The 15,963-nt window shown below is 57.2% G+C and carries 8 protein-coding genes and 3 pseudogenes; 7 read left to right on the top strand and 4 right to left on the bottom strand.

Annotated elements, in window-relative coordinates; all coding sequences use genetic code 11:
• Nucleotides 1-1,976: 1,976 nt before the first annotated feature.
• Both ACVJ5M_RS44435 and ACVJ5M_RS44430 read right to left on the bottom strand, forming a co-directional pair.
• Entirely contained in the window at nt 1,977-3,356 is a 1,380-nt protein-coding gene (locus ACVJ5M_RS44435; protein ID WP_354079569.1) for a Gfo/Idh/MocA family oxidoreductase, read from the bottom strand.
• Between the two features lie 131 nt (nt 3,357-3,487).
• Entirely contained in the window at nt 3,488-4,513 is a 1,026-nt protein-coding gene (locus ACVJ5M_RS44430) for a radical SAM protein (RefSeq protein WP_354079571.1), read from the bottom strand.
• A gap of 333 nt (nt 4,514-4,846) precedes the next feature.
• On the opposite strand from ACVJ5M_RS44430, the pseudogene ACVJ5M_RS44425 reads away from it, so the two are divergent.
• The 7 genes and pseudogenes from ACVJ5M_RS44425 to panB all read left to right on the top strand — a co-directional run.
• Nucleotides 4,847-5,592: pseudogene (locus ACVJ5M_RS44425) on the top strand (IS630 family transposase); the annotation flags it as partial.
• A gap of 178 nt (nt 5,593-5,770) precedes the next feature.
• A pseudogene (locus tag ACVJ5M_RS44420) lies at nt 5,771-6,295 on the top strand (radical SAM protein); the annotation flags it as partial.
• A gap of 60 nt (nt 6,296-6,355) precedes the next feature.
• The gene (panD, locus tag ACVJ5M_RS44415; protein ID WP_148774902.1) at nt 6,356-6,709 is read left to right on the top strand and encodes an aspartate 1-decarboxylase; all 354 of its coding nucleotides are present in this window, start codon (nt 6,356-6,358) and stop codon (nt 6,707-6,709) included.
• Between the two features lie 84 nt (nt 6,710-6,793).
• Nucleotides 6,794-7,947: pseudogene (locus tag ACVJ5M_RS44410) on the top strand (8-amino-7-oxononanoate synthase).
• Nucleotides 7,944-8,576, top strand: coding sequence for a dethiobiotin synthase (bioD, locus tag ACVJ5M_RS44405; protein ID WP_354079574.1), 633 nt, complete (start codon nt 7,944-7,946; stop codon nt 8,574-8,576). The pseudogene ACVJ5M_RS44410 and the gene bioD overlap by 4 nt, the downstream one beginning before the upstream one ends.
• A gap of 157 nt (nt 8,577-8,733) precedes the next feature.
• Entirely contained in the window at nt 8,734-9,273 is a 540-nt protein-coding gene (locus ACVJ5M_RS44400; RefSeq protein WP_456679749.1) for an aminotransferase class III-fold pyridoxal phosphate-dependent enzyme, read from the top strand.
• A 772-nt stretch (nt 9,274-10,045) separates the two neighbouring features.
• Nucleotides 10,046-10,918, top strand: a complete 873-nt coding sequence (gene panB / locus ACVJ5M_RS44395) for a 3-methyl-2-oxobutanoate hydroxymethyltransferase (protein ID WP_354100146.1) — start codon at nt 10,046-10,048, stop codon at nt 10,916-10,918.
• Nucleotides 10,919-11,854: 936 nt separating this feature from the next.
• On the opposite strand, the gene nolL is transcribed toward panB, so the two are convergent.
• Together nolL and ectB are read right to left on the bottom strand one after the other, a co-directional pair.
• Nucleotides 11,855-12,976, bottom strand: a complete 1,122-nt coding sequence (gene nolL, locus ACVJ5M_RS44390) for a nodulation factor fucose acetyltransferase NolL (RefSeq protein ID WP_354079578.1) — start codon at nt 12,974-12,976, stop codon at nt 11,855-11,857.
• Nucleotides 12,977-13,906: 930 nt separating this feature from the next.
• The gene (gene ectB, locus ACVJ5M_RS44385) at nt 13,907-15,160 is read right to left on the bottom strand and encodes a diaminobutyrate--2-oxoglutarate transaminase (protein ID WP_354079580.1); all 1,254 of its coding nucleotides are present in this window, start codon (nt 15,158-15,160) and stop codon (nt 13,907-13,909) included.
• Nucleotides 15,161-15,963: the final 803 nt, after the last annotated feature.

The raw sequence follows: 15,963 nt of genomic DNA, 5'->3' as shown, positions 1-15,963 counted from the left end.
GAATCGCTGAGGCTACCTCACTGAGGCGTTTCGAGGCATCGCGGGCGTTCTGCAATCTGAGCTACAAATGACACACTCCTAATTGGTCGCCCGGAAGCTGTTGTACGGCCAGGCGCGGTCGCCAGCTGCATTGAAGACCTTACAATCTGACGCTACGTTCGATTCAAGCACTTATGTCGAGAGTCGCGCATTTGGCGCGGGATCTGACGCGAACCACCAATGAGTCCAATCTCCACTATCATTTTGCGTTGGCGTGGTGTTTCCAAGCGGGCGTTCTCAACCGAGAAGAATGCAGTGAAGCTTACTCGACGCGCTTGCGTTTGTTGCGAGTGGTTTGTCGCATCTCAGACATTGACAGAGCGGGCGGCATTGACGGCAAATGAGGTTGCTTTTGCGAAAGCCCGCCTACGGGATCTTACGTAGGGCATGTGTCGCATTTTCTTGATCTAAAAACTGCATCGTCTTTTGCATGAAGCAGAAGAAGCCATTCCCCGACGCCAAACATTGGCGAGGCCGTGCGGAAGCGACGCGAGTAAAAGCGGAGTCGCTCAAGGACAACACATCCAGACGCAGGCTCCTCAAGGTCTCGCTAAGGAATATGATAAGCTGGCTCGCCTGGCGGAGAAGCGGCAGAGACATGAGGTTGACGGGCAGTTCTGATCGCCGCCGGAACGCACGGTTGCATCGAAGGTCAAGGCGTCGTGATCGCAGCGCGGAAGCCTCTCCGTTGGACGGCTCTGCGAAACCGCCCTCATACGGTAACGCCAATGAGCGAGGCTGCTCAATGAGTGCGGTCCGCGCGTCCGAGCGCCTCACGGCCAAATTTGGCGGCGGAAGCCAATTCGCGTGGCGTGACCCGGCGAACCGGCTACTTTGTCACGTCGACGGCTTCAGCAGACGATGCAACATACAGATGACGCATTGACGGTGCCTCAGTCGGCAAGCCGGCTAACCGCTGGACATGAGAAGGAATGAGATGAAAGCCCACCGTCAGACCGTCGCAAGGGCGAAATTTCAAGCCTCTTACTCGACGAACTGGCGAAGCATTGGCGTCAATTCGTCTGCATGAGGCAAGTTCGCAACGAAGTCACGCATGACGAGAAACTTCAAGCGAAACTCATAGTCGAAAGGCCAACCACAACAGAACTCTCCGGTGGACAATTCCGGACAGAACCGATGCTCTTCATCCAGATAAGTTCGGTGCAGATGATCAGGAGTATTTGGGGCTGCCGATGCCGGGGTGGCAGCCGCTCGATATATCAGTCGGACGACACGAGCGGTGCCGGCGTCAACTCTACCGGAACCACTCCGTTACAATCCGATCTCATCTCCGACAGCAGCGGGTTGCGCGACCCATGATCTGGCGGTCAGGCCATCGCGACATGCGTTTGTCTATGCGACAGCACCACATGCAACAATCGCGACAATTGACGTTTACGCCCGCGCTTCCAGTATCTGCGGCTCTGCTCTTCGACTGGCCGTTCCTATGGCCCGATAGGATCGCCAGATGAGGGCCCGACGCATCCGGCCCGCGAACGAAACTCGTTCCGTTCGCACCAGCGCCGATTTCTCCGCGGGTCGTCTCACACCTCTTTGGCACTCTTCGCCTTCTGGAGAAGAGACTACCTGCAATTCAACTCACGTTCGTTCCATGTGCTCTCTCTTTCGTTTCGTTGCCGCCAGTGTTATCTCGTATTTTGCGTCTGGCTCTGTCCTCGACGGGACGACTTCATCGTCTGGATTGGCTTCAGCGCCGATCTACACGCTGTCTATCGCGGCTCCTGCCGCTCTTCGTGCTCGGCGGCGTTGGGCGCAATCGCCGGCTCCTGATCGATACCACTCACCCACAGCGCGAGCGGGGCGCCAAGCACGCTGATAGATTTACTGATGGGTTCAATCACAAGGAAGGGAGAGGCAGACCGCAGCCATCACTTCGACGTCCTGACTCCGGGCGAGCCAGAGGTAACGGGGCTTGGTTATGCTCCAGCTTTCTCGACAGCGGCAGATCCTATAGGTTCTCTGCGATCGCTCGTGACAGCAGTGAGATAGCGAGCGAAGAGCGAGATCGTTCGTGTGTGCGAATCGAGGGTACTTCTGCCGCTGTGTCCCGCCAACCAATCGTCGAAGAGCTTCCTCCGGGCAGCCCCTAGATCCGCATTTTGGATAAGTGTGTCCCGCGTTGGGTAGAGTCTCTCCCGGAAAGCTGCCCGGCCTAGGAAGCTGCCATTTCGCCAAAGAGTGATGCGAGCCTCTTTCGCAAATTGCGGATGAGCTTCTGTGCCAAAGTGCGGGCGCTTCACGATCCTGGCCTCGATCGCAGCAAAAGGACCGATATTCAAGCGAATGGTCTCGGATGCGTACCGGCCGTTTTTATTGTAGATGTTGGTTGGCAGTTGCCGCCAATTGCGCAGCGAGACGCTCGTTTGCAGTAGGTCGAGCCGGAAGAGGCAGATGGTATTGCCGCTTTCGCAATGGCGTGCGGCTCCACATGAGACGAGGTCCGTCTCGCCCCAGAACCGCGGAGCGGGAAATGAGGGAGCGAGTGGGGCGGGCCCTCTTAGCCTCTGGACCAAATCAGGGGCGACCTGTCCGACTTGATCGGCGGCGGTGGCCCGATGGACATCCAGCTCTATCGCCAGAGGCCCGAAGTTGTCTTCATTAGTACCCAGAAGGCTGGAAAGGATATCGACGTGATGATAGCCGGAATGACAAAGCATTCCATAGCCATACCGATATGGATGATCTTGGCGGGAGAGAATCTCCTCTTCCGTGTTCCAGACTCCCTCGTGATGCTCGATGCCAATATAGGTGATGGGCGTGCCGAGCTTACGGGAGGCGTGGCGCGCATAACGTCCAATCAGGTCGTAGACTGCGTTGTATCGGCGCGGGGCCATCACGACGCAGCGCCCGCCACTCCGGTTGGAGATCGCCTTGAGTTCCGCCGCCTCCCCAACAACTCGGTCCACAGCAGGGCGCCCATTCGAACCCATTGGAAGCACAACCGGCTTGTCGACCAGACAATCAAGACCAAGTCCAAGTGCCGCGCGAAGGTAGTCCAGATGGGCCTTCGGTTCGGTCGAGACAATGACTTTAGAGCGTGGACTTGCCAACGCTCTGAGAGCGTCCTCCCCTTCGCCGGAGTACCAGATGCCCTGTGGTCGGAGATCGGGTACCCAAGAGATACTCATCGGCTTGCACGCGCGCGTCTTGAAAAAGGCATGCACAGCATTTTTCGTGCTCGCGAGCTCAATCACATGGAATCCCGAGGCTCGCCTGCTGGCGACGGCGCTCTCGATCAGCGGAATATACTTAGCCATGGCGTGAGGACCGAGCCCGACGAGTACAAGATCGTTCATGTCTTCTGATCTCCTCTCGCCTCCGTCCCGATCAGAACCTCGAACGCGAACCGGTCAGAGTTTGGGTCGATCCGACGCAACCGAAATGGCACTCCTTGCAGAACCGACCGTTCCGATCCAAGGCTCGTCGGTCATCCGCAGGCAAGCGCGCGATTTTCGATATTCTTCAGAAGGGCCACCTGCGAGGGGCAGTGGGCGCAGCCGCTGTCCGCCCGGTAGTGCTTCAGCGCCGGAGAGGTTCGCCAAGCCGTCTCGAGATCGAATTCAGGGGATCGGATGTTGCCGACAAGGAACGCCTCGCTCTCGGGATCCCCAACAACGTAGGGGCAGGGGTAGAGATCGCCATTTGCCGAGAGGTAGACAGAGGTGATGCCGCAGTCACATTTGGAGAATTTAACGTTCGGCCGCGGCTGGCTTGTATCAACAAAAATCGGAGGTGGCAGCTCAAGGCGGGCCGAGGTCTTTGCAGCCGTTGCGATCAGAGCCTGCTGCAACTCTCTGATCTCATCAGCCGACCCTAGGAGCGCTTCCTCGTTGTCCAGGGCGGCACCTGAGGCGAACATCGGCTTAATTCTGAAGGAACCAACGCCAATCGAGGACAGCAGTCGATACGCGTCGAGCGCTTCAGCGATGTTCTGTCGATTGGCTGTCATCCTGGCCTGCACCAAGACTCCGCGATTGGCTGCTTCGGACATCTGACGGAGTGCGGAATCGTAAACACCCGGCTTTCCGCGGAAGCGGTCCACAGTGTCCCGCTTTGCGCCGTCGAAGCTAAATTGAAGGGTGAGCTTCCCAGGATCATCGAAGATGGAGACCACATCAGAAATTGGAACTTGGCCAAGCCCCGCTGTATTTAATTGGACTTGCATTCCCCGTTTTTGTCCATGCGCTAGCACGGCTTCCGTTCGCGGAAACACGACTCTGAGAAGCGGCTCACCACCCGTCACTGAGACCTTTGTCAGGCCATACCGGTCGATAAGCAGATCGATAAAGTTTGTCATCTCATCGACCGACAACTGCGACGGCTCTAAACGTCTCTTGTATTCGTCGCGATACTGTTGGGGGACATAACAATGCTTGCAATGAAGGTTGCAATAAAACGATACGCAGAGTCTCAGATGGTCAAACACAATCGGAAGCCGCTTGTCGGGTGGCATCGGGTGCTCCTCGGTGGTCTGACCGTATCTTGAGCAAGGCTTGGGCCACTCCCAAGCAGACGATTCTTGGCGATTTTCTTTGGCGCTATGTCATGCTCAAAACAAACCCGTCGCGTTCCGCGCAAGAGCCTCGTTTGCTTTCTGACAGAACGGAGTGATCGGGCAGGAATGCGATCACGACAGAGGCTTGGGTTGAGGCGCGACCGCCCGGACGATCGATGGCGCACCAAGCAACTAGTGGTCCGTCACAGTGATTTTGACGTTTTGATACCGAGCTATTCGAGGATCGGCAAGCTTTCAGCGGCACGAGGATTTCGATGCCTCTGGGGACGCTCTGTCGGACGAGACACCGTGCGTCGCCGGGTGGCCGAGAATGACCTCAAGCCGCGGCGCAGGGACATGTGGTGCATTCCCCATGTCGATGGCGAATATGTCGCTTCGCATGGAAGATGTGCTCGATCTCTATACTGAAGCGCCTGAGCCTGAGCGGCCCCTGGTCTGCTTCGAGACCCCCGTCCAGCTGATCGGCGAGGTGCGCCAGCCGGTCCCGGCCCAACCGGGACGACGCGAGCGCTACGATTAACGAGTATCGCCGCAACGGCACCGCCAATCTCTTCCTCACCTTCGATCCATATCGGAGTTGGCGCAACATCAAGGTCACCAACCGTCGCGCCGCCGTGGACTATGCCCACTGCATGCTTGAACTCGTCGACGTCCATTACCCCGGCGCCACCTGTATCCGTGTCGTGCAGGACAATTTGTCGATCCACAAGCCTGGGGCGCTGTATGAGGCCTTCGCGCCCGCCGAGGCCCGACGTATCCTGAGCCGCCTCGAATTCCACTTCACCCCGAAGCACGCCAGCTGGCTCAACATGGTCGAGTGCGAGATCAGCGGGTCTCAACGCCGGTGCCTCGGCCGACGCATCGACGACCCCAAAAGGCTCCGAAACCAGATCGCCGCTTGGCAACGGCGGCGAAATATCCGAGCTCGCATCAAATCGATGTTCACAACCGACAAAGCCCGCGCCAAACTCGGCCGCGCCTATCCAGTCACCGCCAAGGAGTCAAAATCACTGTAGCTGAGTGAGGGGCCGCCGAGGAGTCTTGTTGCGCGTTCCTCGATGCTGCGAGGAAATCCTGCGTGAGAGGCGGCTATGAGCCTGATATGAGCGCCATCCCGGCGCAACTCACCGATAATTCTCGCTTAATACCGGGCAAGAGTGCTGCTTTGCGGAGCTACGCACGATGGTGTCGTCTATGATTGAGCGAAAGTCTTGGGGGGCTGTGGAAGTCAAAGGCAATAGCGGCCGCAACGGCGTGCCGGTCCGCCGCGACTGGGAACGTGCCGAGGCGGGAGAGCTTTACGCGCTGCTATTTGCCGACCTCCTATTTCACGGCTAGACCGTTCATCGCGACAATTTCGATCCAAACCACGTCGAAACCGCACGTTTGCTCAGCGTCAAGACCGGCGGTTGTCCTGAAGACTGCGCCTACTCCGCACAGGGCGTGCATTACGACACTGGCCTGAAGGCGACCCGCTTGATGGATCGCGCGGATGTGGTCGCCGCCGCGCAGCGCGCCAAGGCCGCCGGGACGACTCGCTTCTGCATGGCCGCGGCCTGGCGCAGTCCAAAGGACCGCGATCTCGATCAGGTCTGCGACACGATTGCCGCCATTAAACGTGTTGTCATAGAGGCGTGCGTAACGCTCGGCATGCTCGCGTCAAAGCAAGCCGGACGGCTCGCCGACGCCGGCCTCGACTTTTACAATCACAACGTCAACTTCGCTTAGGTTGTCAAACCAATAAAGGTGCTGCGCGCAAGCGATCAGCGCAGGTGAAACATGCAGATTGTCTTGATGAAGGGAACGATCCATTGCGCTTCGGTAACCGAAGCCGACCTGCACTATGAAGGCTCGATCTCGATTGATCGCGGGCTCCTGGACGCGGCCGGTATCCTGATCAACGAACGCGTCGAGCTCTACAATCTTGAGACGGGGGCACGCTTTGCAACGTTTGTGACAGAAGCGCCACAAGGATCCGGGACCGTAGACGTGAACGGTGCGGCGGCCCGACTGGCGATGCCCGGAGATAAGATAAGTATCGTCGCATACGCGTCATTTGACGAGGAGGATGCAAGACTCTTCAGGCCGCGAATTGTGCTGGTTGATCGAGACAATCGCATCCTGCCGGTTTGAAGTCAAACAGCCAACGCGAAAAGGCCCTGTTCTTCGCCGCCAATTGGCGTTTTGCGGCGTCCATCGTTGCTCAGCGAGTGAAGAATGAGTTCCGTCATTGCCGCAAAATCGGCCAGCTATGTGGCAGGCTTGGATGCGCTTAAAGAAGACGATCGCCAGCGCGGTATCATGCCGCGCATCGGGACCGACTTTTCATCAAGCGATTATCTGGCCCTGGCGAGCGCGCCGCGCATGAAAACGGCCATTCTGACGGCGCTAGAAGCCGGTACTCCGATCGGAGCCGGCGGATCACGGCTTCTGCGCGGCAACTACGAGGAGCACGAATGCCTCGAGGCAGAAGCAGCGCGGTTTTTCGGGCGCAGACCGCGCTCTTCTTCGGCTGTGGCTATTTCGCAAGTTTTCCAGTGCCGACAAGGCTGCCGCAACGGCACAACCTGCTTGTCCTTGAGTCTCTGGTTCACGCCAATACTCATGAAGGGGCGCGAGCTGGCCGAGTCGCTTTCAGACTCTGCGCCCATAAGGACCCGCAGGCTATCAAGAGCGAAATTCGCGACTGGCGTGCCGCGGGCGGAGCGGGGCAGGTCTGGATCGTAGTCGAGAGCCTCTACAGCATGGATGGCGCATTCGCACTGCTGGACGATCTGCTCGCGATCGTGGGCCGACACGATGTGTTCTTGATCGTGGACGAGGCGGATGCCACCGGTGTTTGTGGCGAGCAAGGACGAGGTCTCACAGCGCCCTATGAAGGACGCGAAAATCTCCTCGTTGTTCATACCTGCGGCAAAGCGCTGGGAGCTGCCGGGGCGCTTGTCACCTCCTCTGGCGTGCTGCGCGACTTCATAATCAATCGCTGTCGCCTCCTTGTCCTCGCGACCGCCCCTTCGCCGTTAATGGCGGTGGCCGCATGGGAGACTCTGTTGATCCTGCAGGAGGAGCCGGAGCACCAACAGCGGCTGGCGACGCTTGTCGCGTTCACACATTTGAAGATCCTTGCGCGAGGCGAGAGAAATCCTTCGAACTCGCTGATCCTGCCCTATATCGTTGGCGAGAATGCCCGCGCCATGAGGCGAGCCCCCGCGCTACAAGCTCGAGGATTTGACGTCCGAGGAATCAAACCGCCAACGGCGCCGGCCGGCACGGCCCATTTACGAATTTCACTGACGCTCAACGTCGGAGAGGAAGAGGTACGTGCGATGCTCGATGCGCGCGCTGAGGAGACGAGGGGCGGATCTCGATGAGTCAGCGGATCGTCGTGACCGCCACAGATGCGGGGATAGGCAAAACTGTCTTTTCGGCAGGCCTTGCCCATCTCCTCGGCGCGAATTATTGGAAACCAATTCAGGCCGGGCTTGAAGGAGAGAGCGATAGCCAGCTGGTCGCACGACTGGGCGGTCTGTCGGCCGATCGGATCATTCCGGAGCGTTACCGCCTTAGAACGCCCGCTTCCCCGCATCATTCCGCCGAAATAGACGCAATTCGCATCGATCCCGATTCGCTCGTGGCGCCGGATACCGGGGAGCGACTGCTCGTCATCGAAGGCGTCGGCGGACTGATGGTGCCGCTGACCTCTAGCGCACTTTACATCGACGTCTTCGAGCGGTGGCGGCTTCCCGTCGTGCTTTGCGCCCGCACGCAACTCGGGACCATCAATCATTCTCTGCTGTCGATAGAGGCCTTGCGAAAGCGCCAGATCGAACTTCTTGGGATCGCATTCATCGGGGAAAGAAATTCTGAAACTGAGAGCGCAATTTGTGACATCACGCGGGTGCGCTGGTTAGGACGGCTGCCCTGGATTTCTCCTCTGACGGCAGACAGCCTGCAGGCTGTCTTCAAGGGTTCGTTTATCCCCGGCGATTTCAAGCCTTGATGCCAAACAAGAGGTGGCCGATTTGGCATCCATTCACGCAGCGTGCTCCTGACAACGAAATGACCACAGTTGTGCGTGGCGACGATGCTTATCTCTACACTGCGCCCATCGAATCAACAATGAACTCTCATCCTGGTGGGTCGTCACTCACGGCCCCTTGCCAGCCGCAAATCGTGAGCTCGATTCAGAACAACAGGCCTGCAAGCTGAACCAGATCATTTTCGCCGGCTACACGCACGATCCGGCCCAAGAGCTCGCTCGGCTCCTTTTGAACCTCGCACCCCGAGGCGTCGAACATGTCTTCTACTCGGATAGTAGCTCAGCCAGCGTGGAAGTCGCCTTGAAGATGGCACTCGGCTATCGGCACCATATAGGCGAACAGCGAACACGCATCGTTGTCATGCAACACTCCTATCAGGGCGACACCTTCGGGCGATGTCAGTTGGTGCCCGCGGGGTCTTCAACGCAGCGTACGCCCCTTTCCTGTTCGACGAGACCTCAATCCCGTTCCCTGCGAGCTGTCATGAGCAGGCGACGCTTGATGCGCCTTAGTCAGCATGTCGAAACGACAATCCCGCGGCTTGATCGTCGAGCCTCTGGTATCAGAGGCAGGCGGAATGTTGATGTACCCAGCCTTGAAGCTAAGAGAGATGAAGCGCATCTGCGAGGCGTCGGACATTCTGTTCATTGCCGATGAGGCATGACGGGCTAAGGCCGCACCGGAATATTCTGATGAGAGAGCCTTGCCATAGAAGGTGCGGCCGGCCGGGAGAGCGCGGGCTTCAGAGTGTGACCGTGCGTTCGTTTTCAATCCGATCGCGTCATTGCGATTGGGTACCCTTTGATCAGTATGGATGCCTGCGTGAAATCGCCACGAAGTAATGAAGATATGCACCCATTGGTGGCAGCTTGTTGCGGAAGGTGCTTCGTCAATATGATTAGTGGACAGCGGCCCGGACAGTGGGTCTTATCAAGAGGCGACGCACGCGAAGATGGTGGAAACGTCACCCTCATTCTGGAGTGTGCGGCCAACCGTGCGAGCGCCGGTGCATCTTTCCTATCTCGCTCGCCTGGATCACGGTCGCTTCGGAATGTGCCTGCAGTCCGCCGAAGACGCGGCTTTGAGCGCCATAAGCCAATCAACAGCCATACGAAATGGACATGCCGCCTTAACGTGGGCTTTGACACGTAGATCGGAGCCTCATAAGGACATTCACTGTCGCCGCTTGCGTGCATCGTCTCCAGGCTGCCGTTTTGAGTCGCAGAATGTTTGGATGGTGGAGCCCCAGAGCCACACTGCAGAGGAACATCTTGAAAGAGTTTGTCTGCTGATCGCGCAATCATTGGAACCTTTGTGCTTTCCAACTTCTCAGTGACGCGCCTTTTCGGCCTACCTATTGACAGAGACTATTTGCTCTTCCAAGGGAAAGGCCATTTCCAGAGAAATGCGCGGCCGGGTCAGATCGAACATGAGTCACATTTCGCAGCTGTCAATTGAGCGCGTCACGATTCCAGTTCTGCAACGATTCAAAGAGGAAAGGCGCGCCATCGTCATGACCACGGCTTATGACGCGGTCACGGCACGTATCGCCGATCCTGTGGTCGACGTCATTCTTGTTGGCGATAGCGTCGGCAACGTATGCCTTGGGTTTGATGATACTTTACCGGTCAGCATGGCGATGATGACTCACCACCTGGAGGCGGTCGCGCGGACAAAGCCTCGGGCCATGCTTGTAGCTGACATGCCGTTTCTTAGCTTTCATCTCAGTCCCGACGACACGATACGCAACGCTGGAGGCTTCCTGCAGCGTGGCGCCGACGCCGTCAAGCTTGACGGAGGGGGTAAGCGTGTCGAGATGATCCGAGCCTTGGTGAATTGCGAAATTCCCGTGATGGGCCATCTTGGTCTCACGCCACAAAGCGTCAACGCAATGGGTGGCTTCAAGGTACAAGGTCGGAACGCGGACGATGCCCTACGTCTGCTTTACGATGCGCAGCAGCTACAGCAGGCGGGATGCTTTGCTCTTGTCCTCGAAGGTATCCCGGCTGAGCTCGCTGCCCGAGCGACTGACTCTCTGACCATACCAACGATTGGGATCGGAGCGGGTCCAAGTTGCTCAGGTCAAGTTCTAGTGTTCCGCGACGTGTTGGGGCTCGCAGGAAGCTGTTATCCAAAATTCGTGCGTGTCTATGTAGAGGGCCATCAGCTGCTGCAGGAGGGCCTCTCGCGCTGGGCAGCTGATGTCCGTAGCGGAGCATTCCCTGCGGCGCAGGAGTCATATCGGATTCCGGACGGCTTGCGCGGGGCGATCGTAAACTGGACGCCTTCCAAGACAAGCTAGTGCAAGGTCCAACATGCGAACGAGCAAGTACGGTCGGGGAATTGCGCGGCGCCCTTGCAGAGGAGCGGCAGTCCGATAGCGAGGCGGGGCCCGCTGCGACGATAGGTTGGCCGCACGATCGTCATCTCGCCCTGGCCGAAAGCTCGACGACCTCCGTTATCACCGTTAGTAGCGCCTTCCGCGCACCCGCCCCAGTTGAGACCAAATGAGGATCTCGGCAGATAGTCTCGTGACTTCTCAAACGGTGAGAGGCCGTGCCGCGAAGCGGGTCGGGTTCGTCTCTGCGCCAGATCCCGGGAGACTTGCCCGGCTTTATTCGAGACCTCGTCGAACCGACGAACCCGCCAAGCCTCTACACGCTTGCATTTTCGCGGCCTTGCAAAATACGTGTGCAGGCTGTTCTATCGTGCAGCCATTGTCGCATGCATTGGAAAAAAGGGTTCAACAACGCACGGTCCTGCGCCGCATGGTCGTGAATCTAACTCTTCCGATCGAGATCGTCACCGTTTCGAGACGGTGAGAAGCCGACAGGCTCGCGATGACCAATCGGAGCGCCATCTCATCGAACAAGAACGGCTTGTTGGTTGCCGAGTGCCTTTTACTTCGAGCAGCTGCGGGTCTAGACGGAGATTCGAACGACTGGGAGGTCTCGGGTTCAGTACGGCAGTCGAAGAACCATCTTGCCGAGTGCGAATGGATTGGGTTCGATCTGCGTCGAAAACTGGCGGCTAGACGACTGGTACAGCGAAGCTAATCTCACGACACTCGACCGTATTTGGATGGACGGCAATGGGCTGAGTTCGCCGGTGCCATACAAACCGGAGCAATACAGGCTCGATGGGGTTGCTCTTATGCCGATCATCGCCTCGACGGCGGCACGCGGGCAACTCGATGCTATCGGCACCCTGCCGTACTCAAACGACCAAATCGATACAGCTAGTTCATTGCAGGTTTGGCTTGCGGGAGACCTGAGCGTGGTGGCATTCCAAGGACGAGCTGAGACAGATATGGAACGCCTCGAACGATCGAGCGGATCGTTAGGGCGATCGCAATGATCGCGGCCCCGAGCACACCCGCGATGATCACCCGGGTCGTGAGATCCCAAAGGTCTCCGAATTGTATGAAATCCATGAGACGGAACACGGTACCCTGGACCAGGTAGAGCAGCAGCGTGGCCTGGCCTAATTCCACAGCGATAAAACGGGCCATTCGGTTTAAATGGCCAAAGCTCCAGCATTGCAGCAGGAGTTCGATAGCGACTGCTGACGCAGCTGCAGAGCCAACAAACATCAGAACCACGTCTTTAGCTGACCGAAAGTCGTGAATTACCCCAAGATTATTGTAGATATAGGTGCTCTTGCCCCAAGCTAGAAAGCATACGCAGGTCACTATTAAGAGAAATACAATCAGGACCGGCTTGTGATGTCGCAATGCACTCGTCCATCGTTCTCTCGATTGAGCAAGCAAGAAGCCGAAGCAGAAGAACGGGTAAGTGAATCTGATCAGCGGTGATATGGAGAATGTCAGAGGCGCGAGCGCGACCAGTATGGCTGAGCCAATTATGACCCACGATCGGCGGGTGAGCCTGGTAGAAATCTTGATGAGAAGGTAGGAAATAAACGTGGCCCAGATAAACCAATACGTGCCGGCGAGATCGTCTACAAATTCCAAAAGTCCGCTCGTTAGGCTGGTCGCGCGCCACAACGCCGCTATCTTAGCTGTCTCCATTATCACCCACCAAAACAGCATCGGCAGCAAGAGCTGCTTCGCACGGTCGCTGGCGGCTCGAGTGAACGGCTTTTGAAGCAGCGATCGAGCAGAAAGATATCCGCTTATCGCCATAAAAAGTGGCATGTGAAACATATAGATCGATTTGTAGTACGGCGAATACCAAAACGCGTCGTCTCGGTAGATGACATACTGGATCAGGTGCCCAACAATCACCAAAACAATGAGTGCACCTTTCGCGAAATCTAAACTGAGATCTCGATCGTATGCCTCTGTCCTGCGCGAACTGGGGACGTTCGTTCCAGTCACGGCTCGCAATCTATCAAACATCTAGATATCTGTTGTTGACGAGCCGGCGGCCCGTTGTCCGCTTCTTCTGCCTCATTTTTGATCCAAACGAAAGGCGTTGGCGGGAGTTTTTGGAAGAGGAATAGGCTCAGCTTGTTAGGCCTGCCAAGAACTAGCTGTGGGCCGCGCATGTCTGAATGCCTCGGGGAACTTTGTGGCAAGGACAAGATATCCAGTTTGAGATCGGCTGTAGCGGCACGGGCGCGGCATACTACTTGCAGACGCGTTTGTGGGAGGAAGACTGTCACGCTCAGTCTCCCACTCGGCCCGACGCATCTCAGACCCGGCAGATGCGTCGGGCTTTCTCGGTTGGCCCAGCATAGTTGACACTTGGTCCGTCACTTTCGCTTGACGTCGAGGTGTTCACGCCAATCGGGCTTCTGATAGCTGAACGCGAGCAGGCCAACATTGGCGTTATGGCAGCGTGCCACGAGCGCGCGCCGATAGCGGTGCTCTGCAGTTCTGGAGCAAAAGCCGAGGACCGCCCTTTCTGATTGGGAGGCTTGTTCGGTTTCGTGTAACTGGCGCCGTCAACCACGCGTGCCTTGACGACTTTCGTCGCGCCATCTCTTAGTGCAGCTTGTGGCTTGGCGTGCATCCGCAAAGGCCTTAGTTGGATCGTACTCGCAGGATGATTGATAGCGAACCAGCTCGACCAGAGTCGCTCGCGATAGCGAGGTTTTATGGTCAAAGAGATGCTGCTCGCACTCAGTGTTGTGGACCAAGGAGGGCAGCAGCCGTTCTTCGCGCATCAGCCGACTCGGCGGATCACAGACAGCATTGGCCTTGAGCGTCACCTCCATAATCACGGCTTCAGAATTCCTGAACGTTTCGGCGGCAAGAACGGACTCGCGCCAGTGACTTGTGCGGCGATGCTGTCGCGCGCAACAGTTTCTCTCGTGTGCCTACAAATTAGCCTCCTCGGGCTGAATTCAACGTTTCGGTCAACGACACCTCGAATATGTCTAGGCCTTGTCCCAACGTGTCTTGGTCGATCGTAAGTGCGGGCAAGAACTTCACAACCTGATCCGTCGGTCCGCATCGCTCGATAATCAAGCCCTTCGCAAACGCTTTACGTGACGTCGCCTCTGCGATCTCTGTCGTTCTGCAATCGAAGCCGCATACCATGCCCCGTCCACGAACAGCAAACTTGTTTCCGTGCTGATGCGCGATAGCATCGAGTCGACGCCGCATAAGTGCGCCCAAGCGTTGGACCTGGTGCGAGAACGTCTGGTTACGCCAATACAGAGTCAAGGCCGCTTTGCCAGAAACGAGTGCAAGATTGTTTCCTCGAAACGTTCCCGTGTGCTCGCCTGGTTCCCATGCGTCGAGCGCTTCTTTGATCAAGAGCATCGACAACGGCAAGCCGTACCCGCTCAGCGATTTCGACATCACAACAATGTCTGGCGACAAAGCAGCGAACTCGAAACTGAAGAACTCGCCTGTACGACCACAGCCCATTTGGATATCGTCAACTATGAAAATAGCTCCGACCTCTTTTGCCAAAGCCTGAATTGACTGCAACCATTCCTTACCGGCGACGTTAATGCCTCCCTCTCCTTGCACGGTTTCGACGAGAATGGCGGCGGGAAGGTCAATGCCACTGCTCTCGTCCATTAATACCTTTCGCAGGTAATCCGCCGCGGAACCAAGATACCCATCGTATGGCATGAAAGTTGTGCCAGTTAAGGGAATGCTGCTGGCTTTGCGGTAAAAGCGATTACCGCTCGCAGCTATGGCTCCCAGGCTTTGGCCGTGATATCCATTCGTGAAAGAAATGACGTTGTGACGCCCTGTGATCTTACGCGAGAGCTTTAGAGCTGCCTCAACGGCGTTAGCTCCCGTAGGCCCCGTAAATTGAAAGCGGTAGGAAAGATTCCGTTCACGAAGGATGACAGAGCTAAAGGTCTCCATGAATTCGACCTTTGCTGGAGTGGCCATGTCCAAGCCGTGGACGACGCCGTCCGACTCCAGGTACTCGCTGATTGCTGCTTTGATCTCCTGGTTGTTGTGTCCGTAGTTTAGCGCTCCAGCGCCGGACAGAAAGTCAATGACCTTTCGGCCCCCCTCGGTGAACATAATCGAGCCGCGCGCCCGACTGAAGACAGCAGGAAAGGAACGTGAGTACGAGCGCGCATTGGACTCTAGCGTTTCGACTGTTTTCATTCTGCGCGGCCCGTGTACTCCAACCATTGATCGTCTCCTCGATAAGAAATTCTGCCCGACGGATAAGCGCGGCCAACTCGTACGAGATAGGCAAACCGGTCAACGCGCGGTTCCACGCCTCTCGACGTCCTTTGAGTCGCGCGTTGCGCGTCTGAAACTCAGCTCCAGCGATTTACCTGAGAATCATGCGGAACAAAGCTACTATGTCTAGTAGTGTCATCCACATCCAGGGGACGCCATTTGCTAAAGTCGTCTTTCGCGGACAGGCTTGCTTAGCCGCGCGCGAGGAGTTCGCGCTTGACGTGCGGCAAGCTTGCGTCAGAACAAATTCTTTGAATGAGAACGAATGTCATAACTTTCATCGTGACCCAAAGGGTCCGATGCGCTTCGGTCGGTAGCCAAGGCAGGGCTTGAGATCGCATCGATCAGCGGCATTAGTGTTACGGCTGCAACGGATGCGTAAGTTTCGGGTGCTTCCGTCCGCGGACGGATACTGGGTTGGAACGCTCGAATCTCGCGGTGCACACTGTGGATCGTTCGGAAGTCCAACATCGCCTGCAGCCTTTTGTGAATGCAGCGATCGTCTTGAAGGGCTGCGTGATTTCCCTGTGATTGGCGGGTCATCCTCCCACAGACTCCGGCGCCGGACTTTCTTTGGAGCACTCGCGAAAGCGTCGGGTGAACGCTTTTCGGCGAGGTCCTGCCTCGCAAGCCGCTGCCGCGGTACTTTAGACCTAAGCTCAGCATCGCTGTTTGTGCGCACCTTTGTTAGGGCGAGGAGGGCCTCGCCTCGTCGGATTACG

Source organism: Bradyrhizobium sp. S3.7.6 (genome assembly GCF_054061875.1).
This window is presented reverse-complemented; position numbering and strand designations above follow the sequence as displayed.

Bases quoted from the DNA above. Each gene is read 5' to 3' on its own strand.
- ACVJ5M_RS44435 (WP_354079569.1), bottom strand. From the start codon at position 3,356: ATGAACGATCTTGTACTCGTCGGGCTCGGTCCTCACGCCATGGCTAAG.
- ACVJ5M_RS44430 (WP_354079571.1), bottom strand. From the start codon at position 4,513: ATGCCACCCGACAAGCGGCTTCCGATTGTGTTTGACCATCTGAGACTC.
- panD (WP_148774902.1), top strand. From the start codon at position 6,356: ATGCAGATTGTCTTGATGAAGGGAACGATCCATTGCGCTTCGGTAACC.
- bioD (WP_354079574.1), top strand. From the start codon at position 7,944: ATGAGTCAGCGGATCGTCGTGACCGCCACAGATGCGGGGATAGGCAAA.
- panB (WP_354100146.1), top strand. From the start codon at position 10,046: ATGAGTCACATTTCGCAGCTGTCAATTGAGCGCGTCACGATTCCAGTT.
- nolL (WP_354079578.1), bottom strand. From the start codon at position 12,976: ATGTTTGATAGATTGCGAGCCGTGACTGGAACGAACGTCCCCAGTTCG.
- ectB (WP_354079580.1), bottom strand. From the start codon at position 15,160: ATGAAAACAGTCGAAACGCTAGAGTCCAATGCGCGCTCGTACTCACGT.